The sequence below is a fragment of the Halopenitus persicus genome (assembly GCF_900107205.1).
Classification (GTDB): Archaea; Halobacteriota; Halobacteria; order Halobacteriales; family Haloferacaceae; genus Halopenitus; species Halopenitus persicus.
Genome location: NZ_FNPC01000005.1, coordinates 83,531 through 106,056, shown reverse-complemented (window position 1 = coordinate 106,056; position 22,526 = coordinate 83,531). Strand labels below are relative to the sequence as shown.

24 protein-coding genes are annotated in these 22,526 nt (G+C 69.4%); 13 read left to right on the top strand and 11 right to left on the bottom strand.

The window, feature by feature from the left end:
• Nucleotides 1-105: 105 nt before the first annotated feature.
• The gene (locus tag BLV25_RS09780; RefSeq protein ID WP_021073334.1) at nucleotides 106-891 is read left to right on the top strand and encodes a 2,5-diamino-6-(ribosylamino)-4(3H)-pyrimidinone 5'-phosphate reductase; all 786 of its coding nucleotides are present in this window, start codon (nucleotides 106-108) and stop codon (nucleotides 889-891) included.
• 20 nt (nucleotides 892-911) lie between these two features.
• On the opposite strand, the gene BLV25_RS09775 is transcribed toward BLV25_RS09780, so the two are convergent.
• Together BLV25_RS09775 and BLV25_RS09770 are read right to left on the bottom strand one after the other, a co-directional pair.
• Complete coding sequence (locus BLV25_RS09775; protein WP_039401525.1) at nucleotides 912-3,260, bottom strand: ATP-dependent DNA helicase; 2,349 nt, start codon at nucleotides 3,258-3,260, stop codon at nucleotides 912-914.
• Nucleotides 3,261-3,467: 207 nt separating this feature from the next.
• Entirely contained in the window at nucleotides 3,468-3,851 is a 384-nt protein-coding gene (locus BLV25_RS09770) for a DUF5658 family protein (RefSeq protein ID WP_021073331.1), read from the bottom strand.
• A 165-nt stretch (nucleotides 3,852-4,016) separates the two neighbouring features.
• Between BLV25_RS09770 and trxA the strand changes: the two genes are divergently transcribed.
• The 3 genes from trxA (at nucleotide 4,017) to moaC (ending at nucleotide 6,679) form a co-directional block, all read left to right on the top strand.
• Nucleotides 4,017-4,490 (top strand): thioredoxin, encoded by a 474-nt coding sequence (trxA, locus tag BLV25_RS09765; protein ID WP_092732717.1) that lies wholly within the window; start codon nucleotides 4,017-4,019, stop codon nucleotides 4,488-4,490.
• Between the two features lie 88 nt (nucleotides 4,491-4,578).
• Entirely contained in the window at nucleotides 4,579-6,066 is a 1,488-nt protein-coding gene (locus BLV25_RS09760) for an NAD(P)H-hydrate dehydratase (protein WP_092732714.1), read from the top strand.
• Nucleotides 6,059-6,679: a cyclic pyranopterin monophosphate synthase MoaC gene (moaC, locus tag BLV25_RS09755; RefSeq protein WP_092732711.1), complete on the top strand. Its 621-nt coding sequence runs from the start codon at nucleotides 6,059-6,061 to the stop codon at nucleotides 6,677-6,679. Before BLV25_RS09760 ends, moaC begins: the two co-directional genes overlap by 8 nt.
• A gap of 50 nt (nucleotides 6,680-6,729) precedes the next feature.
• On the opposite strand, the gene fdhF is transcribed toward moaC, so the two are convergent.
• Nucleotides 6,730-8,850: a formate dehydrogenase subunit alpha gene (fdhF, locus tag BLV25_RS09750; RefSeq protein WP_092732708.1), complete on the bottom strand. Its 2,121-nt coding sequence runs from the start codon at nucleotides 8,848-8,850 to the stop codon at nucleotides 6,730-6,732.
• Nucleotides 8,851-9,078: 228 nt separating this feature from the next.
• Between fdhF and BLV25_RS09745 the strand changes: the two genes are divergently transcribed.
• Nucleotides 9,079-9,801, top strand: a complete 723-nt coding sequence (locus tag BLV25_RS09745; RefSeq protein WP_092732705.1) for a hypothetical protein — start codon at nucleotides 9,079-9,081, stop codon at nucleotides 9,799-9,801.
• A gap of 76 nt (nucleotides 9,802-9,877) precedes the next feature.
• Here BLV25_RS09745 and BLV25_RS09740 read toward each other — a convergent pair whose 3' ends face one another.
• Nucleotides 9,878-11,053 carry an inorganic phosphate transporter gene (locus BLV25_RS09740; protein ID WP_039401533.1) on the bottom strand — a complete coding sequence of 392 codons (1,176 nt, stop codon included), beginning with the start codon at nucleotides 11,051-11,053 and terminating at the stop codon, nucleotides 9,878-9,880.
• Between the two features lie 97 nt (nucleotides 11,054-11,150).
• The gene (locus tag BLV25_RS09735; protein ID WP_092732703.1) at nucleotides 11,151-11,906 is read right to left on the bottom strand and encodes a hypothetical protein; all 756 of its coding nucleotides are present in this window, start codon (nucleotides 11,904-11,906) and stop codon (nucleotides 11,151-11,153) included.
• A 172-nt stretch (nucleotides 11,907-12,078) separates the two neighbouring features.
• On the opposite strand from BLV25_RS09735, the gene BLV25_RS16780 reads away from it, so the two are divergent.
• Together BLV25_RS16780 and hflX are read left to right on the top strand one after the other, a co-directional pair.
• A complete protein-coding gene (locus tag BLV25_RS16780) occupies nucleotides 12,079-12,294 on the top strand; it encodes a hypothetical protein (protein WP_021073620.1) in 216 nt (71 codons plus the stop codon).
• Nucleotides 12,295-12,472: 178 nt separating this feature from the next.
• Nucleotides 12,473-13,801: a GTPase HflX gene (gene hflX, locus BLV25_RS09725; RefSeq protein ID WP_021073621.1), complete on the top strand. Its 1,329-nt coding sequence runs from the start codon at nucleotides 12,473-12,475 to the stop codon at nucleotides 13,799-13,801.
• Between the two features lie 67 nt (nucleotides 13,802-13,868).
• On the opposite strand, the gene BLV25_RS17405 is transcribed toward hflX, so the two are convergent.
• Complete coding sequence (locus BLV25_RS17405; RefSeq protein WP_092732700.1) at nucleotides 13,869-14,453, bottom strand: hypothetical protein; 585 nt, start codon at nucleotides 14,451-14,453, stop codon at nucleotides 13,869-13,871.
• 7 nt (nucleotides 14,454-14,460) lie between these two features.
• Nucleotides 14,461-16,083, bottom strand: a complete 1,623-nt coding sequence (locus tag BLV25_RS09715) for a uracil-xanthine permease family protein (protein ID WP_092732697.1) — start codon at nucleotides 16,081-16,083, stop codon at nucleotides 14,461-14,463.
• Between the two features lie 204 nt (nucleotides 16,084-16,287).
• Here BLV25_RS09715 and BLV25_RS09710 point away from each other — a divergent pair, with 204 nt between their 5' ends.
• Nucleotides 16,288-16,854, top strand: coding sequence for a thioredoxin family protein (locus BLV25_RS09710; RefSeq protein WP_092732694.1), 567 nt, complete (start codon nucleotides 16,288-16,290; stop codon nucleotides 16,852-16,854).
• A 112-nt stretch (nucleotides 16,855-16,966) separates the two neighbouring features.
• A complete protein-coding gene (locus BLV25_RS09705) occupies nucleotides 16,967-17,623 on the top strand; it encodes a lactate utilization protein (RefSeq protein WP_021073625.1) in 657 nt (218 codons plus the stop codon).
• Nucleotides 17,624-17,678: 55 nt separating this feature from the next.
• Here the strand turns inward: BLV25_RS09705 and BLV25_RS09700 are convergent, their stop codons facing one another.
• A complete protein-coding gene (locus tag BLV25_RS09700) occupies nucleotides 17,679-18,380 on the bottom strand; it encodes a helix-turn-helix domain-containing protein (protein WP_092732691.1) in 702 nt (233 codons plus the stop codon).
• A 90-nt stretch (nucleotides 18,381-18,470) separates the two neighbouring features.
• Between BLV25_RS09700 and BLV25_RS09695 the strand changes: the two genes are divergently transcribed.
• Nucleotides 18,471-19,088 carry a methyltransferase family protein gene (locus BLV25_RS09695; RefSeq protein ID WP_092732688.1) on the top strand — a complete coding sequence of 206 codons (618 nt, stop codon included), beginning with the start codon at nucleotides 18,471-18,473 and terminating at the stop codon, nucleotides 19,086-19,088.
• Nucleotides 19,089-19,191: 103 nt separating this feature from the next.
• Here the strand turns inward: BLV25_RS09695 and BLV25_RS09690 are convergent, their stop codons facing one another.
• Both BLV25_RS09690 and BLV25_RS09685 read right to left on the bottom strand, forming a co-directional pair.
• Nucleotides 19,192-19,632 (bottom strand): RNA-binding protein, encoded by a 441-nt coding sequence (locus BLV25_RS09690; RefSeq protein WP_092732685.1) that lies wholly within the window; start codon nucleotides 19,630-19,632, stop codon nucleotides 19,192-19,194.
• A 12-nt stretch (nucleotides 19,633-19,644) separates the two neighbouring features.
• Nucleotides 19,645-19,872, bottom strand: coding sequence for a DUF1918 domain-containing protein (locus tag BLV25_RS09685; RefSeq protein WP_092732682.1), 228 nt, complete (start codon nucleotides 19,870-19,872; stop codon nucleotides 19,645-19,647).
• Nucleotides 19,873-20,061: 189 nt separating this feature from the next.
• Here BLV25_RS09685 and BLV25_RS09680 point away from each other — a divergent pair, with 189 nt between their 5' ends.
• The gene (locus BLV25_RS09680) at nucleotides 20,062-20,298 is read left to right on the top strand and encodes a DUF7543 family protein (RefSeq protein ID WP_021073630.1); all 237 of its coding nucleotides are present in this window, start codon (nucleotides 20,062-20,064) and stop codon (nucleotides 20,296-20,298) included.
• 34 nt (nucleotides 20,299-20,332) lie between these two features.
• Here BLV25_RS09680 and BLV25_RS09675 read toward each other — a convergent pair whose 3' ends face one another.
• Nucleotides 20,333-21,115: a CBS pair associated ParBc domain-containing protein gene (locus BLV25_RS09675; RefSeq protein WP_021073631.1), complete on the bottom strand. Its 783-nt coding sequence runs from the start codon at nucleotides 21,113-21,115 to the stop codon at nucleotides 20,333-20,335.
• A gap of 131 nt (nucleotides 21,116-21,246) precedes the next feature.
• On the opposite strand from BLV25_RS09675, the gene BLV25_RS09670 reads away from it, so the two are divergent.
• The gene (locus BLV25_RS09670) at nucleotides 21,247-21,957 is read left to right on the top strand and encodes a metallophosphoesterase family protein (RefSeq protein WP_021073632.1); all 711 of its coding nucleotides are present in this window, start codon (nucleotides 21,247-21,249) and stop codon (nucleotides 21,955-21,957) included.
• Nucleotides 21,958-22,036: 79 nt separating this feature from the next.
• Nucleotides 22,037-22,495, top strand: a complete 459-nt coding sequence (locus BLV25_RS09665) for a hypothetical protein (RefSeq protein WP_021073633.1) — start codon at nucleotides 22,037-22,039, stop codon at nucleotides 22,493-22,495.
• The last annotated feature ends 31 nt before the right edge of the window (nucleotides 22,496-22,526 follow it).

Genomic DNA, 22,526 nt, shown 5'->3' with positions numbered 1-22,526 from the left:
CACTGCGGCCTCGGATACACGACACTGCGGCCTCGGATACACGACACTGCGGCCCCGGATGCACGACACCGAAACGACAATGACGCCGCGGGAGGACCCAAGGATATGCACGTCGTCGTCAACGCCGCCCAGAGCGTCGACGGGAAGCTCGCGACGCGCCGGCGCGAACAGCTCCGGATCTCCGGCCCCGAGGACTTCGACCGCGTCGACCGGATCCGCGCGGCGGCCGACGCCGTCCTCGTGGGCGTCGGCACCGTGCTGGCGGACGACCCGCACCTCACTCTCACCGAGGAGGACCGCCGCGTCGGCCGACTGCGGAACGGCCGGCCGGGGAACCCCGCCCGGATCGTCGTCGACTCGCGGGGACGAACGCCGACCGACGCGCGGATCCTCGATGACGCCGCGACGACGTACCTGCTCGTCGGCTCCAACGTCCCCGACGACCGACGCGCCGAACTCGAGGCGACCGGGGCGACGGTGATCGCCGTGGCGGAGAGTGACGGCGCAGTGGGTGGCGGTGCGACGGGGGAAAGTACCGACGCTACGGGCGATGACGGCGAGGCTCCGAATGGCCGCGTCGACCTCGCCGCGGGGCTCGACGTGCTCGCGGAGCGGGGGATCGATCGGATCCTCGTCGAGGGAGGCGGCGAGGTGATCTTCTCGCTGTTCGCGGCCGGGCTGGTCGACGAGCTGTCGGTCTACGTCGGATCGATGGTGATCGGCGGCCGGGACGCGCCGACGCTGGCCGACGGCGACGGCTTCACCGACTCGTTCCCCTCGCTGACGCTCGCCGGAACCGAGCGTCTCGACGACGGGATCGTGCTCTCGTACGACGTCGACTCCGCAGCCGACCGATCCGACGACGCCCCGAACGACGCCTCGGCCAACTGATCGGACGACTCCGTGGCCCCCTACTCGGCGCGCTCGAACCGGTCCAGCGCGACCCCGAGCATATCGGGGCTGACCGGCTGGAACTCCGCGCGTTCGTGCTCGGGGAGGTACTCCCGGACCCCGTTCCAGGAGTCGCGGGCGTAGCGGGCATCGAGGAGCACGCGAACGCCGCGCTCGTCGGCGCCGCGTATCACGCGACCGACGGCCTGTCGAGCCTTCCGGACCGCCGGAACCGTGAGGGCGGTTTCGAAACCGTCGCCGAAGCGCTCGTCGTAGGCGGCCACGACGGCCCTGGTTCGCGGGCGGGCGGTGTTGATTATCGGCACCCCGCAGACGACCGCCGCACGGAGCCGGTCGCCCCGGTAGTCGACGCCCTCGGTGAGCGTGCCCCGGAGGCTCGTCACGAGCACCTTCCCGTCGCCGGCGAAGAAGTCGTCCTTGAGCGACTCGGTCACGTGGTCGCCGGAGGACTCGTCGATCAGGACGGGCTTCTCGAGGCGGTCGTCGAGCTCGCCGGCCATCCACTCGGCCTCGGCGTAGTTCGGCATCCCGACGAGGACGTTTCCGGGGCGGCGGGCGACCTCGAGGGTCGCGTCCAGATGCGCGAGGCGGGTCTCCGTTTCCTCGCCGGGCGCGCCGCGGTTGTCGTGGGTGTACTTCGGCACGTCGACGGCGAGGCTCTCGCGGTTCTCGGGCGGGAACGCGAGCCCGTGGGTGCGCTCGAGCACCGGCCGCCCCGACTCGGCGAGGTGATCCAGGCCGGTCACCTCCCGGAAGACGTCCATCGGCTCGAGCGTCGCGCTCATCAGGACGCCGCCGCCGAACTCGCCGAGCCGCTCGCCGATGGCGCGGCTGGGCAGGCAGTTGAACAGGGCGAACCGCGCGTTGTAGACCCGCCGCCAGTCGTCCGGCGGCTCGGTCTCGTCCCAGGTACGCTCGAGGTCGATCGCCCGGAAGAACGTCTCGTGGTCCTCCCGGTACCACGCGTTCAGCGTTCGCCCGACGCCGGGCGCCGCGCGCTGGGCGTCCTCGCCCTCGAGCTCCCGGAGGATGCGCTCGACGACCGCGCCGACCGCCGGCGCGCGGGCCCACACGCGGTCCCCGTAGCCGTTCGCGTCGGCCCACTCCGTGATCGCGTCGACGCCGGGCGAGTCGGGGTCCCGAAGCGGGAGCTCCGCGTCGTCGAGCCGATCCGGATCGGCGCGCCAGTCCGGCAGCTCGCGGTCGAGGTGTTCGGTGACGCGCCGGTCGAGCTCGCCGCGGAGCGCCTCGTAGAACTCCCGGACCCGTTCGACGTCCTCGATCGCAACGTCACTGTCCGCGAGCTCGCCCCGGACCACGTCGGCCTCGTCGGTGTACTGCCCCTCCTCGTCGAACCGGACCGGCTGGACCACGCGGGTGAGTTCGTCGATCGCGTCCCGGAGGCTCCGGTCCGCGACCCCGTCGCTCACGAGGTCCCGCACGCGCGGTTCGAGCATATGGGCCTCGTCGCAGACGACGAACGTCGACTCGTCGAGCAGCGCGCCGGTGAACGAACCGGTCGTCGTCGGGTCGAAGGCGTGGTAGTAGTTCCCGATCACGACCTCGAGTTCGGGGACGAGCGCGCCCATCACGGAGTGCGGACAGGAGCCGGCTCCCGCCGCCAGCCGGACCAGTTCCGCGGCGTCGACGTGGCCGCGGTCGGTGGCGTCGAAGGGGACGGCCTCGGCGGGCTCGCCGTCCTCCGGGAGGTCCGCGAGGAAGCCGGCGTAGAACGGACAGTACTCGACCCCCTCGTGCTCCTCGGTGTCCGGCCGATAGGGAGTCGGTTCGTCGTCGACCGTGAGAAAGTCGGCGCCGCCCGTCCCGTTCGCCCCGGTCGAGCCGCCCGAGTCCGCGAGCCCGATCTGCTGGCTGCGGGCGGACGCGGCGAGCGACTCCGCGGTCGTCGAACCGCCGTCCCCGACGAGCGACCGCGTCCGATCGCGAAGCCCCTCACAGCGCTCGTAGACGTTCCCGACGTCGATCCCGCCCCGGTTCTCGCGGGCGTACGGACAGACGTCCGCCTTGCCGACGAGGGTGATTCCGGAGACCCGTCGGTGGTCCTCGGGAAGGTTTTCGTTGATCGTTTGCAGGTCCTCCTCGAACTGGCGGAGCTGCTGTTTCACGCTCGTGAGGACGAACACGCGCTCGAACGGGGAGTCCGGGTCCCGGACTCGGTCGATCCCCGCGGTCAACGCGAGCATCGTCTTCCCGGTCCCGCAGGCGCCCTCCAGCGCGAGGAAGCCGCCCTCGTCGGCGGCCTCGATCGCCGCGTCGATCCCCTCGGCCTGTTCGGGGTACGGCTCCGCGTGACCGAACACGTCCGACCAGGGTGGCTGGGAACTCACTGCCACCGGGTAGTTCGGTTTCGCGGTTAAAGGTTCGTTCGTCGGGGCGTCGGAGCATCCCCGTCTCGTCAGCCCGCCGGATCGCGCCGTTCGTCAGCATCGGAGTTTCGTCAGCATCGGAGTTTCGTCAGCATCGGAGTTTCGTCAGCATCGGGATCTCGTCAGCATCGGGATCTCGTCAGCATCGGGATCTCGTCAGCACCCGGGTCACAGCAGGCTTCGGCCGTAGACGATCACCGAGAGGTTGTTGGCGAACACGAACAGCCCGGCCGCGAGCAGGATCCCCAGGAACCCCTCGATCAGCCGCTTGAACGGCCCGCGATAGGCCGGTGGCGTCTCGCGGACCAGCTCCGCGAGCCCGTAGAACAGAACGACGAGCAGCCCGGCTGCGGCCAGATGTACGCCGACGAGCACCCACAGCGGTCGCGAGAGCAGCCACGCCATCACCGGGTTCGACTCGTGCTCGATCCCGACGACTGCGACCGCGTACATCGACGTCAGGAGGTCGACGGTGATCAGTAAGAAGAGGGCCGCACCCGCCCATCCCCAGTACTCGCGAACCCACGGCGTCGGGACGGACCGATCTGCCATACGGTCGACTGGTCGCTGGACCCTGGAAAGGGTTGTCGTCCGGGCCAGTGTTGTCGCGTCGTCGACCGTGGATCGGTTCCCCGTCGTCGGTCCCGTCGTGACGGTCGTGCCCGATCGGCGCATTTCCAGCGGATCCCTTACAACGGCGTAGCACCTATCGCGGGTATGAGCGATCCAGCGGGGGAGTCGACCGGCTCGACCGGCGACGAACTCGAGGCGATCCGGGAGCGAAAGCTGGCGAAACTGCGTGAAAAGGCCGCGGAGGGAACGCTGGGCACCGACGCGGACGAGGGTGACGACGCCGGGAACGGTGCCGGGTCGCCCGACGAACCGATCCACTACGAGGGCGGCTCCTTCGAGGAGGCGCTGGCGGGCCACGACCTCGTGCTGGTCGACTTCCACGCGGACTGGTGTGGCCCCTGCAAGATGCTCGAACCCATCCTCGAGGACGTCGCCGCCACGACCTCCGCGACGGTCCTGAAGGTCGACGCCGACGTTCATCAGGGGTTGACGAGCCAGTACGGGGTTCGAGGGCTCCCGACGTTGCTGCTGTTCCGTGGCGGCGAACCCGTCGAACGCCTCGTCGGCGCCCAGAACGAGGAACGACTTCGGTCGGTGATCGATCGCCACGCTTCCTAGGGACGGTCGCCACGCCGCCTCGGACCGAGGACCGGACCTCCCTCACATCCCGCACGTTTAATCCCGGTCCGGCCGAAGCGGACGATGAATGATCACAGCGGATCGTATGGCGGCGGTCGACGCCAACGCGGCGGCGCTGGGCGTCCCCCGCAAGCAGCTGATGGAGTCGGCCGGCAATGCGATCGCACGCGAGGTCCGGACGGTCGCCGACCCGGGTGCGACCGTCACGCTCGTGTGTGGACGCGGGAACAACGGCGGCGACGCCTTCGTCGCGGCCCGGTTTCTCTCCGACTACGACGTTCGCGTTCGCCTCCTCGGCCGTCCCGAGACGATCAGGACGACGATCGCCAAGGAGAACTGGGACGCGCTCGCGGCGGCGGAGATCGACGCCGAGGCGGTCGTCGATCCCGTCGCCGAGCCGAACCGACTGACCCTCGCGAACGCGGACGTCGTCGTCGACGCGATGCTCGGCACCGGCGTCTCCGGACCCCTCCGGGAGCCCGAGCGGACGGTCGCGAAGCGCATCACCGAGGCGGCTTCGTCCACGGCGTCGGACGCGACCGTGATCGCCGTCGACGTGCCATCCGGCGTCGACGCCGACACCGGCGAGGTCGCGGCGGGACCCGACGGGGAGCACGTCGCGGTCGCGGCCGACCGGATCGTGACGTTCCACGATGCCAAGCCGGGTCTCGAGGAGCTGCGGACGGACGCCACGGTCACGGTCGCCGACATCGGGATCCCGACCGCCGCCGCGCTGTTCACGGGTCCCGGCGACCTCCTGGGGCTGGACCGGGATCCGGAGAGTCACAAGGGCGACCACGGCGAGGTGCTGGTGGTCGGCGGCGGCCCGTACACGGGCGCGCCGACGCTCGCGGCGCGGGCGGCGCTGCGCGCCGGCGCCGACCTCGTCCGCGTCGCATGTCCGGAGTCGGTCGCCCGCGAGGTACAGGGGTTCTCCGAGAACCTGATCGTTCACGGGTTTCCGGGCGCGATCCTCGAGCCCGACCACCTCGACCGGATCCGTGACCTCGCGGCCGGCCGGGACGTCGTCGTGTTCGGTCCCGGTCTCGGCGACGCCGAGCCGACGCTGTCGGCCGTCGAGCGTTTCCTCGAGGACTACGACGGGCGCGCCGTGGTCGACGCGGACGCGCTGCAGGTCGTCCCCGACGTCGAGACCGAGGCCACGCTCGTGTGTACGCCCCACCAGGGCGAGCTGCGGGCTATGGGCGGACCGAGCGCCGAGAACTGGCGCGAGCGCGCCGAGCGCGTTCGCGAGTTCGCGGCCGAGATCGGCCACACGCTGCTCGTGAAGGGGGCCTACGACGTGATCACCGACGGCGAGGATCTCCGGGTGAACAGGACGGGGAATCCGGGGATGACCGTCGGCGGGACCGGCGACGTGCTTGCCGGCGCCGTCGGCGCGGTCGCGTGCACTCAGCGGCCCCTCCAGGCCGCGGCGATCGGCGCGTACGCGAACGGGCGCGCCGGCGACCTGGTCGTCGAGGAGCGGGGATACGGACTGGTCGCGACCGACCTGATCGACCGGATCCCGGAGGCGGTGCGTACCGATGCGTGAGGACGAGTCCGGCTCCGAGGCTGACCCCGGTGCTGAGACCGATTCCAGTGTGGAGGCCGACGCCGGTGCTGAGACCGACTCCAGTCGCGAGGCCGACGTCGGTTCCGACCCCGCTACCGGCTCGGACCCGAGCGACACGGACGAACTCACCCACACCACCGACGACGGCGACGTCCAGATGGTCGACGTGGGGGACAAGCCGGACACCGCCCGCCGGGCGGTGGCCCGCGGCACGATCCGCCTCACGCCGTCGACGATCGAGGCGATCGAGGCCGACGCGATCGGGAAGGGCGACGTGCTCGCGACCGCACGGGTCGGCGCCGTCCAGGCGGTCAAACACACCTGGGAGACGATCCCGATGTGCCACCAGATCCCGATCACGAACGTCGAGACCGACTTCGCCGTCGAGCCCGACCGCGTCGTCCTCACGGTCGCCGTCGAAACGACCGGGAAGACCGGCTGCGAGATGGAGGCGCTCGAGGGCGTCACTACCGGGCTGAACGTCGTCTGGGATATGGTGAAGGCGGCCGAGAAGACCGCCGACGGCACCTATCCCGACACGGGAATCACGGACGTCGAGGTCCTCGAAAAGGAGAAACGCGCGATCGAGTGAACGGTCGGCCGACCGCCCGCGTGCCGATCAGCCGCCGTTGAGCGCGCCGATCAGTCGTCGGCTGGCGCGTCGTCCGCGTCGCCGGCGTCGACGGTGACCTCGATCTCCGCGGCCGCGGCCTTGTACTCGGGGATCTTCGCGCGCTCGTCGAGCACGTCGTTCGTGAGGACGTTGCCGGAGGCGGCCGCGAAGTGCGGCGTCGTCCAGATGACGCCCTCCTTGATGTCCTCGGTGACCTGCGCCTTCACCTCGATCTCGCCGCGGCGCGAGGTGATCCGCACGTAGTCGCCGTCCTCGACGCCGTACCGCTCGGCGTCGTTGGGATGGATGTCGACGAAGTTCTCGGGGTGCTGGCTGTTGAGCCGCGGGGAGCGTCGGCTCATCGTCCCCGTGTTGTAGTGTTCCTCGAGCCGGGCGGTGGTGAGGATCAGCGGGTACTCCTCGTCGGGCGTCTCCTTGGGCGGCTGGTGGCGCACGCCCTCGATCTGGCCGAGGCCGCTCTCGGTGTCGAAGGTGTCCTCGTAGAGGAACGGGTCGCCCTCGTCGCCCTCCTCGTAACAGGGCCAGTGGAGCCCCACCTCGCCGAGGCCGTCGTAGGTCATCCCGTGGTAGATCGGACAGACCTGCCGCAGCTCCTCGAAGACCTCCTCGGGGTCCTCGAAGTCGAAGCCGCCGTCCTCGCCGAACAGGCGCCTGCCGACCTCGGAGACGATCTCGAGGTCGTGTTTCGTGTTCTCGTGGACCTTCTCGACGCCGCGCATCCGCTGGACGCGCCGGTCGGTGTTGGTGACCGTGCCGCCGCGCTCGGCCCACGTCGTCGCCGGGAGGATCACGTCGGCGTACTCGGCGGTCTCGGTCATGAAGATGTCCTGCACGACGGTGAACTCGAGCTGGTCGATCCGCTCCGCGACGCGGTTCGAGTCCGGCTCGGACATTATCGGGTTCTCACCCATGATGTAGAGCCCCTTGATCGAGTCGCCCGCCTCGTGGGAGATCTCGACGTTCGTCAGGCCGGGCTCGTCGGGCACCTCGAAGCCCCAGACCTCCTCGACGCTCTCGCGGGCCTCGTCGTCGTCGACGAGCTGGTAGCCCGGGAGGACGTTCGGCATCGCGCCGACGTCGGAGGTCCCCTGGACGTTGTTCTGTCCGCGCAGCGGGTTGACCCCGGTCCCGGGGCGGCCGACGTTGCCCGTGATCAGCGCGAGGTTGATCTCGTTCTGGACGTTGTCGACGCCGCAGGTGTGCTGGCTCATCCCCATCCCGGTGAAGATGGCGGCGTTGTTCGCCTTCGCGTACTTCTCGGCGGCGAGCTCGATGTCCTCGAGCGGGACGCCGCACTCCTCGGCGGCGGCCTCCTTGTCGAAGTCCTCGAGGGTCTCCCGCAGATGTTCGAAGCCCTCCGTCCGCGACTCGATGAACTCCTCGTCCACCCAGTCGTTCTCGAGGACCGTCTTGAGGACGACGTTCAAGAGCGGAATGTCCGTGCCGGGCTCGAGCTGGAGGTGCATGTGGCGGTCGGTCTCCTCGATCTGGAACGACCGCGTCGTCTTGTTCGCGTGGGGGTCGACCTGGATGACGGTCGCGCCCTCGAGCACCGCCTGGCGGAAGTACTGGCTGTTGGCGATCGGGTGCTGCTCGCCGGGGTTGGCGCCCTGGATCCAGAAGACGTCGGCCGCCTCCTCCAGGTCCGCCATGCTGTTGGTCATCGCGCCCGCGCCGAGGCTGGTCCGCAGCGCGTACACCGTCGAGGCGTGGCACATCCGTGTGCAGTTGTCGACGTTGTTGGTGCCGTATCGGCGGGCGAGCTTCTGGAGGAGGTAGTTCTCCTCGTTCATCGTCTTCGAGGAGCCGAAAAAGCCCATCGCGTCGGGGCCGTACTCCCCGCGGATGCGCTCGAGCTCGTCGACGACGCGACCGTACGCCTCCTCCCAACTCGCCTCGCGGAACTCGCCGTCCTCCTTGATCAGCGGGTCCGTCAGGCGGTCCTCGTGGTCGACGACCTGCGTCGCGGCGCCGCCCTTGATGCAGATCCGGCCCTCGTTGACCGGCGCGTCGCCCCACGGGCGGAACTGAACGTCGCCGGGTTCCTCGCCCTGGTCGACCTGGATCCCGCAGCCCACGCCGCAGTACGGACAGATCGTCTTGACCGGTTCCGATTCCTCACTGGACATGGTGGCATCCCTCCGCGTGTACGTGCATATGTCGTAATCATCGCACTCTCGGGGTATGAGTGTGTTGGTCGATCACGGAAGAGCGGGGGCGAAACGCCAAACGACGGTGGGATAGCGCCGGAATCGGCGGCCGAATCCGCCGAAAACGGTGACCGAGGCACGCCGGAATCGACGGTCGGATCGCGTCGGGAAACGTTCAGGGAGCACGGCGACGAAGCGCCACGTGAGATGACCGACGCCTCGAACGACGTCCACCTCTCGGCCGAAACGGTCGCGGAACTCTCCGCGGCGTATCGGGCGGAGGAACCGATCTACGCGGTCGAGCAGGAACAGCGCGAGACGCTGCCCGAGGCGTTCCGTGCCGGCGAGTTCGGCCGGCGGGACGCGGAGTGGGTGGTCCGGTGGTACTTCCGGCGCCACCTCGGGGCATACCCGGACCGCGAGCGCCGCGCGGTCGAGGAGCGGTTCGAATCCAACCCCTTCGACGACGTGATCGCGGCCATCACTAGCGCCGCCGACCACGTGGCTGACGGCGAGGGAGACGATGCCGGGAAGGACAGCGACGAACGGGACGATGCCGGGAAGGGCAGCGACGAACGGGATGATGCCGGGAGGGGCAATGACGAGCGGGATGGTGACGACGACGTGGCGGATGCGCTCGCGGAACTGGTCGCGCTCGACGGCGTCGACGTCGGCGTCGCCTCGGCGTTCCTCGCGTTCCTCGCCCCGGAGTCGTATCCGGTCGTGAGCGAACGCGAGTGGACGGCGCTGCGGGAGCGCGGCGCGCTCGCGGACCCGTATCCCGATCCGCCCGACGTCGATGCCTACCGTCGCTATCGGTCCGTGTGTCTGGAGATCGCCGCGGATACCGGACACGACCTGCCGTCGGTCACGCACGCGCTCTGGCGACTGGGGACCGATCACGACGGCGATCCCGGTCGCGACGGCTAGCGGAGCGGGACCGAATCACGACGACGAACGGAACGAAATCACGACGACCGGCGAAAGGGAACGCAAGGGGCGGCCGTCACCACGCGTACCGAAAGAGCAGCCAGAACGTCAGGTACGCGCCGCCGGTCGAGAGGACCGGGACGAGGTTCTGCATCAGGATGACGCGGCCGGTGGTGGCCGGGTCGAAGAGGTCGGCCGCGCTGGGGATGTCCGCCGGGCTCTCCTCGCCGAGTGTCGGCGCCTCCTCGCCCGGCTCCTCGGCGGCGAGCGCGCCCACGGATACCGTGGTCTCCTCGTCGCCGCGAATGCCCTCCGACAACGTCGTCGTTCGGGTCGCGCGTCCCCATCCCAGCCCCACGATCGACATCGTCGCGATGATCACGAACGAGGCCGGAATGCCGATCGCCGACAGGCCGATGACGATGCCCGAGGAGACGACCGCGACGACGATCGCCGCCGTCAGCGGCAGGTCGGTGAGGTTGTTGCCGAGCGTGTCGAGCGTGCGGCGCGCGATCGTGAGCGCCCCCAGGGCGACCGCGCCGGACCCGAGCAGGATGAGCAGGTTCATCTCGACGCCGGCCCCGTACAGCGGGGCGATCGCGTTCGCGATGTTGGAGGTGCCCGAGGAGAACGCCATCAGACAGCTGATGGAGACGAGAACGATCGTCCCGACGAACTCGCGCCGCGTGGTGTTCGGTCCGGGACGAGGGACCGGGATCGTCCCCGACCGATCCAGCACGATCAGGGCCCCGTCGCTCGTCGTGATCGCGACCCAGCGGTTGATCGTCGGGTAGACGTACCGGCCGATCATCACCGAGACCCAGAACCCAACGAGGGGCGCGACGATCCACCAGACGGCGATCTCGCCCATCACGGCCCAGTTCAACTCGCCGGTCGCGACGCCCAGCCCGGCGATCGCGCCGACGGCGGTCATCGACGTCGAGGCCGGAACGCCGGTGTAGTTGCCCACGAAGAGCGCCCCGCCGATGAAGAACAGCACCACGATGCTGGTCTCGATGGTGAACACGCCGGCATCGAACAGGAGCTCCCGCCCGAGCGTGTCGACGACGCGCCGTCCGATCGTCCACGCGCCGCCGAAGAAGAAGACCGACATCAACGCGCCGGCGAGGAGCTTCGAGATCGCCCCCGCACCCACCGCGGGGCCGAAGGCGGGGCCGGTCGTCGATCCGCCGATGTTGAACCCGACGAACAGCGCGACGAGGAGGCCGACGGCGATCAGTGGCTCGACCACCATCAGTCGGTTCGCCCCCGTGGAATCGCCGTGTGAGCGTCCTGCTGGTCGTCCGCGCGTCGTTCGGGGTCGTTCGAACCGGCAGGAACGGATCCGATCATTCCCCGCCGTCCCGAGCGTTCGCCGTCGATCCTGCTGCGCCGGACTTCCCGTCCGCGTCGTCGTCCGCCTCGTAGTTCGCCTCCTCGTCGGCGTCGTCCGCGTCGTCCGCATCGTCCGTCCGCTCGTCCGCGTCGACGTTCCAGTCCTCGTCGGCGGCGTCGCTCCCGTCGGCCGGGCCCGCCGCATCCGCGTCGGCCGTCGCGTCGGGAGCCACCGTCTCGTACCGGCCCCGATCCCCCGCGTTCGGCTCTCCTCCGGCGTCCAGCTCGCTCCGGCTCGGACGTCGCTCGATCCGGTCGTTGACCTCCTCGAGCTGCTCGATGATCGAGTCGATCTCCCCGGAGAGCGCCTCCTCGACGTTCTCGGTCACCTCCTTGGTCACCTTCTGCTCGACGCTCTGGGTGACCTCCTCGGTCACTTCCGCGGTCACCTGCTCCCCGACGTCCTCGCTGACCTTTTCGGCGACCGTCCGCTCGACGTTCTCAGAGACGTCCTCGGAGACCTTCTCGCCGACGCTTTCGGTCACCTCCTCGGTGATCGTCTCCTCGATCTGCTCGGTCACCTCCTCGGTCATCCACTCGGGATCGAACCGGGACATCTTCCACCCGACGTGGATCACGTAGGAGACGAGCGCGCCGAGGCCGAACGCGATGCCGACGCCGGTCCCGACGGTAACGATGAGCACGATCGCGAGAAAGAGCAGCACCCCGTAGGCGAAATCGACGGCGAAGTCGATCTGGTTGGGTTTCATATATCGTATCGATGAGGGCCGGGGCCTTTTGCCCGTTGATACCGACCGGCGAACGGCCGCGGCGACTGACCGCGATCGACGGCCGAGACGAACGAACCTGGCGGGCACGGAGACGCCGACGCGGCCGCCGAGCGAAGCGGCTTTGCACCGCGGGGGAAAACGACGGTTCGAGATGGACCCCGATCCCCGCGACGCGAACGACCGGACGTCCCCGACGGGCGGCTCGAGAACGCTTCGGTTGCTGCTGGGCAACGCGGTCGGGATGGTCGCGTTCGTCGCCGTCCTGCTGTGGAACGGGGACCTCAGGCTCGCGCTCCTCGCGGGCGTCCTCGTCGCGGTGCTGGCGGCGATCGGCAGCGACGTCCTCATCGAGGCCTGGGACTTGTGACTCATGAACCACCCCTCCCTGCTCCCTCGCTTACCCGGCGGCGTCCACGATCGAACGCGGGTTTCGAACTCGACGGCGGGTGCCTCCAGCCGGAGTTTAAATACGTCGAGGCCGTAGACGGGACCGAAACAGTGCAGGGAGCACACCACGCCGCGTCCGCCGTCCGCGATCGCGACCGATGAGCGGCGAGCCATCGGCGACCGGCGGCACCGGCAAACGTGCCGTCGTCGCCAAACGCGTCGACTCCGGAGCCGGCGACCTCTCCGAGATCGAACGGCTCGCGAACGCCGTCGATTACGAGGTGGTCGGCCGGCTCACGCAGACGCGCGAGGAGGACGCGGCCTACATGTTCGGCGAGGGGAAGGTCGAGGAGCTGGCGGCGTTGGTCGACGAGACCGACGCCGACTGCGTGATCGTCGACAACGACCTCGGGCCGTATCAGACGTTCAACATCGGCGGGAAGCTGCCAGAGGACGTCGCGGTCATCGATCGGTTCACGCTCATCCTCGAGATCTTCGGCGAGCGCGCACGGACCCGGAAGGCCCAGCTCCAAGTGGAGCTCGCGGAGCTGCGCTACGAGCTCCCGCGGGCCGAGGCGAAGGCCAGCCTCGCCAAGCGCGACGAGCGACCCGGATTCATGGGACTCGGCGAGTACGACGAGAGCGTCGAGCGGGACATCAAACGCCGCATCTCGGACATCCGCGACGAGCTGGCGTCGATCGCCGAGAAGGAGCAGACCCGCCGCGAGGAGCGCCGGGCCTCCGGGTTCGACCTGGTCGCGCTGGCGGGCTACACCAACGCCGGCAAGTCCACGTTGATGCGGCGGCTCGCGGCCGACCTCGACGTCGAGGAGAACGTCGACCGACACCCGGACCTGGAGACGACCGCCGAATCGGAGGACATGCTGTTCACCACGCTCGGAACGACCACGCGGCGGGCGCAGCTGGACACACGGGACGTCCTGCTCACCGACACCGTCGGATTCATCTCGGATCTCCCCCACTGGCTGGTGGAGTCGTTCGAGTCGACGCTGGATTCGGTCTACCGGGCCGACCTCGTCCTGCTGGTCGTCGACGCCAGCGAGCCGGTCCGGGAGATGCGCGAGAAGCTCGTCACCTGCCACGACACGCTCCGCGAGCGCAACGAGGCGCCGATCGTGACCGTCTTCAACAAGGTCGACCGCCTCGACGAGGACGCGATCGCCGAGAAGCGCGCCGCGCTCTCGGGGCTGGCGCCGAACCCCGTCGTCGTCTCCGCTCGCGAGGGCGACGGGATCGCGGCCCTCCGCGATCGCATCGAGGACGAACTTCCGGACTGGAAGCGCGAGCGACTGCTGCTCCCGATGACCGACGACACGATGAGCGTCGTCTCCTGGATCCACGACCACGGCCACGTCGAGGAGGAGTCCTACGGGGACGACCACGTCACCGTCGCGTTCGCGGCCAAACCCGAGATCGTGTCACAGGCTCGCGCGAAGGCGGCCGAACTCTCTCCGATGGACGCGTGAGAGGGTCCGGGCGCGCACCGATGGACGCGTGAGACGTTCGGTCACCGGGCGAGCGGACCGAAACCGGTCAGTTCGGGCCGCCCCGTGGACCGGATTCGTCATCGCTGATCCCGTCATCGGGCGACCGCTCCGAACGAATTCCCGCGAGCGACGCGTCGACCGCGGCCAGGAATTCCTCGGGGTCGGCCGGGTACACGGTAACCGGTTTCGGTCGACCGTGGGTGTGGATCCGGACGCGCCCGCGCCGCCGCCACGTGACCGCGAGGCTGCCGGCGCCGGCGAGGACGAAGGCCGCCGCACCGAGCCGATGCCGCGGGATCGAGACCAGTCCGAACGCGACGATCCCGACCCCCAAAAGCAGCGTGAACCAGTCGACGCTCCGGTAGGTGAGTTCCTCGACGACGGTGAGGGGCACCGCGCGACCGTCGGCGTCACCGTCTCCGGAATCACCGGTCCGGGCGTCACCGTCACCGTCGTCGCCGTGTTCGTCGCTGTCATCGCCGTCGATGTCGTCGCGAATGACGATCCGCCGGTCGGTCACGGAAAGGCTACCGCCGAATCGGTCCGTCCCGCGGTAGCGAACGCGGTCACCGCCGGTCACGTCGTCGGCGAGCACGACGCGGCCGCCGCCGTCCGCGTCCGCGGCGACCATGTGAATTTCACTCCGTGTAGCGCTCGAGGGCGGTCTGGAACTCGTGTTCCTCCTCGGAGATCGCCTCCCACTGGTCGAGCCCGCGCTCCTCGCGAGTGCCCGGGATCGTGTTGTCGAGCAGCAGGGCGACGATGCCGCCGACGGCCATCCCCGTCGAGCCGATCACGAAGACCGTGTCGGCGACGATCTGCGCGCCGAGGACCGGGCCGAGGACCGCGACCTGGCGCATCCCCTCGCGGAAGGCCGGGACGCTCTCGAGCCCGCCGAAGTACGCGGGGATCGCGAGCCCCGCGAACAGCGCGAGGCCGATCGTGAAGACGTTCCGCTGGGCGTCGAGGTCGACGTACTTGAGGTTCGAGAGGCCCACCGCCGCGATCTGGCCGAACATCGCGATGAACAGGCCGCCGATGATCGGGTCGGGGATCGTCACGATGAGCTGGCTGAACGGACCGAAGAAGCCGACGACGAGCATCACGACCGCGCCGACCTGCACGACGTGGCGGGAGGCCACGCCGGTGATGCCGATCGCGCCGATGTTCTCGGAGTAGGACGTCGAGCCGTTGCCCGTCCCCATGATCCCCGCGAAGACGTTGCCGATGCCCTCCATCCCGATGCCGTGGTCGATCCGTTTCCGCGACGGGGCGCCGACGCCGGCGAGCCGGGCCACCGCGAAGTAGTCGCCGTAGCTCTCGATCATCGAGGCGACGACGCCCGCGAACATCCCGACGATGTAGGCGGGCGTGAACAGCGGCAGCCCCCACTGGAAGGGGGTGATCGACAGGACGAGCGGCGCCTCGAGCGCCGACGACGGCGCGACGTAGCCGACCTGTTCGGGGCCGTAGATCCCCGCCAGCGAGAGCGCCACGGCGACCAGATACGCCGTCACGACGCCCAGCAGGACGGGGAACAGCCGCGCGTAGCGGCTGTAGGCGTCGAGGTACTGTGAGAAGCCGACGATGCAGACGAGCGTGAGCCCGAGCAGCCACCAGTTCTGTCCGGGGGTCACGATCTGCGGGGTGCTGAACAGCGAGAGGCCGATGAGCGCGATCACCGGGGCGACGACCACCGGCGAGAGGTAGCGCTTGAGACGGCCCATCAGTCCCGAGTAGCCGATCAGGACCTGTATCGTTGCCGCGGCGATGATCGCGCCCTGCAGCTCCCGTATCGCCAGATCGAAGGGGCCGCCGACGGCGCCGACGATCGTGAGCGCCGGCGCCAGCAGCGCGAAGGAGGCCCCCTGCACGAGCGGGTAGCGGTTCCCGATCGTCGTCTGGAGGAGCGTGGCGACGCCCGAGACGACGAAGAACGTCCCGATGAGCGTCGTCGCCTGCGCCTCGCTCGGCCCCATCGCGTCGATGAGCACCAGCGGGACGGCGATGTTCGCGCCGACCATCGTCAGGTAATGCTGGATGCCGAGGAGGAACGACTCCCCCGCGGGCGGTTTGTCCTCGATCCCGTACTCCACGAAGGAGGCGGCCTCGCGCTCGCTCGCCCGCCCTCCCTCGGGGGTGGCACTGGTTCCGCCGTCCGTCGCGGCGGCGCCACCCGAGGTGGCGTCACCGTCCAGCGTGGCGTCACCGTCCGTCGTCGCGTCACCGTCCGTCGTCGCGTCAGTTGGTTCGGTGCTCATATGTTGATCGTATGCTCCCGGTATCGTCCCGCCCACGATCACCGGGCAACCTGCACGTTGGTGTCGTCACGACCATTATAAAGACGACGACTCGGGAAACGGCGATCGACGACCGCCGGTGCCGTCCGAGTCGATCTCGACGCCGAACGGATCACACGCCGCTGGGACCCGATTCCTTATCGGCCTCGCGAACCAACCAGGCGTATGGTCGCGATGGAATCAGACTCCGAGCTGGAGCGTGGCGACGCGGCGCCCGCGTTCGACCTTCCGAGCGCCGACGGCGACCGATACGCGCTCGAGGACTTCGACGTCGAGGCGCTGCTGGTCGTGTTCACGTGTAACCACTGTCCGTACGCCCAGGCGAAGTTCGAGTCGTTGAACGCGATCGCCGCCGACTACGACGACGTCGCGGTCGTGGGGATCAACCCGAACGACGACGAGGAGTATCCCGACGACTCCCTGGACCGAATGCGGGAACTCGTCGCCGACGGCACGATCGCCTACGACGCGTACCTTCGGGACGCGGACGCGTCGGTCGCGGACGCCTACGGCGCGGTCTGTACCCCCGACCCCTTCCTGTTCCGGCGTGACGAGTCGGACGACACCTGGCGGCTGGCGTACCACGGCCGACTCGACGACGCGCTCAATCCGGACGAGGAGCCCACCGAGTCGTACGTCAGGCCGGCGATCGAGTCGGTCCTCGCGGGCGAGGACGTCTCGATCCCGGACCGTCCCTCGCGCGGCTGCTCGATCAAGTGGCCCGAGGAGTAGCACGAGCGGTCCGCGGGAGGAGACAGCCGATCGCCGGTAACACCGTCGTCACCAGCTGATCCGGGCGTCCGCGCGTCGTTAAGTGGGTGGCGACGCTACCAACCACCACCCGATGTCACAAACCAAGGCCGACTACATCGACGACGCCGCGATCGACGCGACGCTCGACGAACAGCCCGACGAGGAGACGCTCTCCGAGGCGGTCTCGAACCTGGAGACGAACGGGTTCGAGGTCGTCGTGGTCGACTCCGCCGACGAGGCCCTCGAGACGCTCCAGGAACGAATTCCGGCCGGCGCGTCGGTGATGAACGGTCACTCGACGACGCTCGAGGAGATCGGATTTATGGAGTACCTCGCCGAGGGCGACCACGACTGGGAGAGCCTGCCGGAGGAGATCCAGAGCATCGACGACGACGCCGAGCGACAGACCGCTCGTCGGGAGGCGCAGACGGCCGACTACTTCCTCGGCGGCATCAACGCGGTCGCCGCCAGCGGCGAGCTGGTCGCGGCCGACCAGTCCGGCAGCCGCATCGGCGCCTATCCCTTCGCCGCCGGGAACGTGCTCATCGTCAGCGGCGTGAACAAGGTCGTCCCGACGCTCGACGACGCGCTCGACCGGCTCGAGTCGGTCGCGTACCCCCTCGAGAACGAGCGCGCCAACGACGCCTACGGCGTCGATTCCGCGATCGCGAAACAGCTGATCTTCCGCCGGGAGATGGCGGAGGGACGGACGACCGTCGTGCTGGTGCGGGAAGCGCTGGGCTACTGATCGCGCCGGCACCGAGCCGTCGTCAACGCTGCCGGCACTCGCGTGCGACGTTTGACTACCGATTCACGAGGCGTCCCATCACGGTCGCCTCTGCCTTTCTGAGGTGTTCGGCGGCCGTGCCGGTCGAGACGCCGAGCTCGTCGGCGACGTCGGACACCGCTCCGGCCCGCGGCGAGTCGTAGTAGCCGTGTTCGACCGCAGCCGCGACGGCCGCACGCTGTCGCTTCGTGAGCGCCGCCGCCTGCTCCGCGGACACCGCCGCGTCAGGCTCCATAAGTCCCGCCGTCGCGGGATCCGCGTATCGCTCGTAGGGCCCGACTGACCGGACGGTCGCGGACAGTCCCTCGGGAAGGTCCTCGACCGCGGCCGCGACGTCCGCCGCGGTACCCACCAGCGTCAGGTCCGTCGTGCCGTCGGGGTTGAAGCGGATCGGCGGGACGACGACGAGGGTGCCCCGCGCGAACGCCGCGATGTAGCTCTCGTCGGCCGGCGTCGCCTCGTCACGGACGCAGCAGTGGAACACGCCGTTCGTGGCCGGGGTGAGGGCGTAGTCGATCGTCGACTCGCGGGCCTCGAGCTTCGCACGAAACGGCTCCGGATCGCCGACGACTCGAAAGACGAAGGCGTTCGTCCCGTCGAGCACCGCGTTCCAGTACCGGAGTTCGGCGCGCTCGATCCGGTCGTGGGCCATCTCGAAGGCGTGCATCGGATGACGCGTTCCCGGGTCGTGGCGGATCCGAACGCGGGCGTATCGCATCTCGGCCCCGGGTTTTCGGTACGGATATAAATAAGTCCCGCAGCAGTGAGGCAGCAGCCTCGCCCGTCCGGCACGTCATCGTTCGACCGTATGACGCCGACGGAACTCGCGTTCGGGGCCGGTCTCGTGTCGGCCTGCGGCGTGTACGTGATCGTGCTCGGGACGCTGCTGACCGACCGGGAGTGGTGGCCGCCCGGCGACCGCACGCCGGCGTACTACTGCCACTGGACGCTCGTGGCGGTCTTCGACGCGTCGTTCGTCGCCACCGCGGTCCTCGAGTGGGGGACGTGGGGACTCCCCCGCGCCGTGACGGTCGCGGGCGGCGTGCTCGCGCTCTGCGGGACCGCGGTCTTCGTGTGGGGCGCGCGAACGATGCGCTCGGCGGAGACGATGGGCGTCACCGGCGATCTCTACACCGGCGGTCCGTACGCGTACACGCGCAACCCACAGTACGTCGGGATGGTCGTCGGCGTGACGGGGTTCGCCGTGGTCGCGGACGCGGCGCTGGTCGCGGTGCTCGCCGCAGTGCACGTCGGGTGGGTGCTGCTCCTGCCGCGGGCGGAGGAGCCGCACCTGCGCGCGTCGTTCGGCGAGGCGTACGACCGGTACGTCGAACGCGTCCCGCGATTCCTCGGCGTGCGATCGGTCCGACGAGCGATACAGGGCGGCCAGACGGGGCAGCGAGGCCGGAGCGATGCGGAACGGTGAGGTCGGAACCAGACGGAACGGCGAGGCTGGAACGGTGATCGCTCGGGGAGGATGAGGGCCGGCCGGAACCGGTGACGGCCGACCGATTCTGACCGGGTTCCGTTCAGTTCACGTCGCTTCGGTGCCGTGCAAGCAGTTCGCGGGCGTTCTCGACCGCCGTCTCCTGCTTGGCCGGGTATGCCTCGACCTTCGCGCGGAGGGTGATCCCGTCGCCGAGCCGGACGTCGCCGCGGAACGCCGCCTGTTTGTCGAGCCGGAGGAACAGCGAACAGTTCTCGTCGACGCGCTCGTCGAGCTCGTCGATCACCCGGTCGAGGTGCTCGAGGTCGCCGAGCCGGTCGAGGACGTGTCGCATCTCGTCGGCCGTCTCGACCCGGGCGGACAGGACCACGATCCGGTCGCCGTGGTGGCCGACGTTCTCGACGCGGTCGATCGCCGCGTCCTCGGGGAGGAACGTCTCCAGCGCCGCGGTGACGCGTTTCTCGTCCTCGGTGGCGTAACAGAACGTTCGGAGTTCGACGTAATGCAGCGGGACCCGGGCCATCGTGGCGTCGCGTTACTCCTCGTCGGCGTCCGCGGCAGCGTCGTCGGCGTCGACGGCCTCCTCGTCGGCCGCCTCGAGCGCGTCCGCCGGGACGCCGGTCTCCTGGCCGTCCTCGAAGCTCACCGTGTAGGTGGCGTCGCCGAACATCGTGTCCATCTTCTGGGTGATCGTGCCGACCTCGCCGTCGTACTCGCTGTGTTTGTCGCTCAGCACGACGACGTCGTCCTTCTCGAAGCTCATACGACCACGTAAAAAGGGCGCGCCTAAAAGGACGTGGATCCGTGGTCGCTCCCGCCCTCCGCGATCCGGTTTTGGATCGCCGGGCGGTTGGATCCCATCGCGACCGCATTCCCGAGTGATCCCGCGACCACATTCCCGAGTGATCCCACGATCGCGTCCCTTTAGCGCCTGCCGGCCGGTCACTCGGGTATGAGCTGGCGCGTTCGCCGCGACCGGGACGGCATCACCGAGTGGGAACGATCCGACGGCCTGGCGTCGATCCGCAAACGCGAGCGCGCCGACGGGGCAGGCTACGTCGTCCGGATCGACCGGCTCGAGCAGGCGCCGGAGGGTCGGACCTACCGCCGCGAGTCGGTCGCCGATGCGGCCGCCGCCGACGCGCTCGTCGACGAGTGGCAGGAGACGTTCGAACGGTCGGCGGAGTAGGCCGATTCCGCGGGCAGCACCGCCGACGGGGCCCTCACTGCAGCCGCTTCGTCGCCTCGACGAGCGGATGGCGCGCGTAGTCGACGACCTCGATGTCCGACAACGAGTCGAGCCCCTCCTTGCGGGCGGTCTCGGCCATCCCGAGCTCGACCGGCTCGTCGAGGACGACGACGTAGGCGTCCATCTCCGTCAGCCCGATCTCCTCGGCGGCCATCACGCGGTGGTGGCCGTCGGCGAGGTAGAGGTCGCCGTCGTTGTCGATGACCACGAGCGGTTCGGCGAGCCCGTTCTCCAGCTCGTACTCGCGCCCCTCGAGCTCGTCGGCGTACACGCGCGCCTGCGTCGGCGTCAGCCGGTCGAGCCGCACGGTCCGGCGCTCCTCCTCGACGCTCACCCCGTGGATCTGTTCGAGGGTCCGCATCAGCTTCCCCACCTTCTGGGGCGTGGCCCGCTCGATCTGCGACCGGACGACGTCCGTGTTCGAGATGATGCCGACGAGGTTGCCGGCGTCGTCGACGACCGGGAGCTTCTGGATCCCCGACCGAAGGATCACCCGCGCGACGTCGGTGATCTTCATGTCGGGATGGGAGACCACCAGGTCCTCGGACATCACGGTGAATATCTGCGCGTCCTCGTCGGCCAGCAGGAGGTCCCGCGCCGAGACGAACCCCTGCACCGTCCGCCCCTGGGTGACGGGAAAGCCGTTGTGGCCGTCCGAATCGATGATCCGTTGTGCGACCTCGGCGACCGTGTCGTCGGGCGCGACGGTCTTGACCTCGCGCGTCATGTACTCCCCGACGGTGGGCTTGCCGCTCATCGTCGGCCGTATGGGCGGCGTCCTTAAAAGGGTGCGCCGACGCGGCCGAGACGGCGGTGCGCGAAAAACGGAGACCGCGGATGAGTGACCACCCGTTTGCTTTTAAGCCCGACCGGGATCGATCCGAACGTATGCGAGTCGGACTGATCGCCGACGTGCACGCCAACCTCCCGGCGCTGGAGGCGGTGTGGTCGGACATGCCCGCGGTCGACGCGGTCGTCTGCGCCGGAGACGTCGTCGGGTACAATCCCTGGCCGGCCGAGTGCGTCGAGCGGGTCCGGGAGATCGCCGACGCCGTCGTCGTCGGCAACCACGACCGCACGGTCGATCGCCCGCACGAGTACGCGGCCAATCGGATGGCCGAGGCCGGCCTCGAACACGCCAAGCGTGAGCTGACGGACGCACAGCGCGAGTGGCTCGCCGACCGACCGCGGTCGGTGACGGTCGCCGACGGCGACCTGCTCGTGGTCCACGACCACCCCACCATCCAGGATAAGTACGTCTACCCGTCCGAGTTCCCGGCCCTGCGCCGCCACCTGGATGACTACCGCGGGCTCGTTCTCGGGCACACGCACGTGCAACATCGGGAGACCGTGGACGGGAGGGCCATCGTCAATCCCGGCAGCGTCGGCCAGCCCCGGGACGGGGATCCCCGAGCCGCCTACGCGGTCCTCGAGACCGACCCGAACGTGGACGGGTCGAACTCGAGGGACGAATCAGCCCCCGAGCCGATGACGGTCGACCTGCACCGCGTCGAGTACGACGTCGACCGCGTCGTCGACCGGATCGCGGACGTCGGGCTCCCCGAGCGGACCGGAAGCCGACTCCGGAAGGGGGAGTGAGTGGATGTGAGTGATCGCCCCACGTACCCCCCGGCCGAAAACCCGAAATATTCACGGACGGGCTCCGAAACGATCGTCCGTGAACGTGGTTGCCCTCCTCCCGATCGTCGCCGGAATCGCCGCGGTCGTCATCGGCGTGACGCGTCGGCTGTCGCTGCTCCTGATCGAACTCGACGGCGCGACCCTCGCGCCCCGGCTGCTGGCGCTGACCACCCTCGGCGGCCGATTCGTCTCGTTCCTCGCCGTGTACGGTCTCGTCCTCGGGACGGCGTATCTGGTCGGTCGGCGGGACGAACCTCGGCGGGACGAAACCCGGAAGGACGAAATCGGGACCACCCTCCGAACCAACCACGTCCTCCCCGCCGGCGGCGTCGCCGCGCTCGCACACCTTCTCACGGCCGGCGCGATCCTGCTGGTCGTCGAGCTGGCGCAATCGTGGATCGTCACCGTGGCGGTGCTCGTCGGGTCGAGCGTCGGCGTCGGCGTGCAGATCGCGATCGTCGCGGTCGCCGGTCTGGCCCTCGGAGCCCGTCGATAACGGATCCCCGAAGTCTCGTCGGTGACGCGAC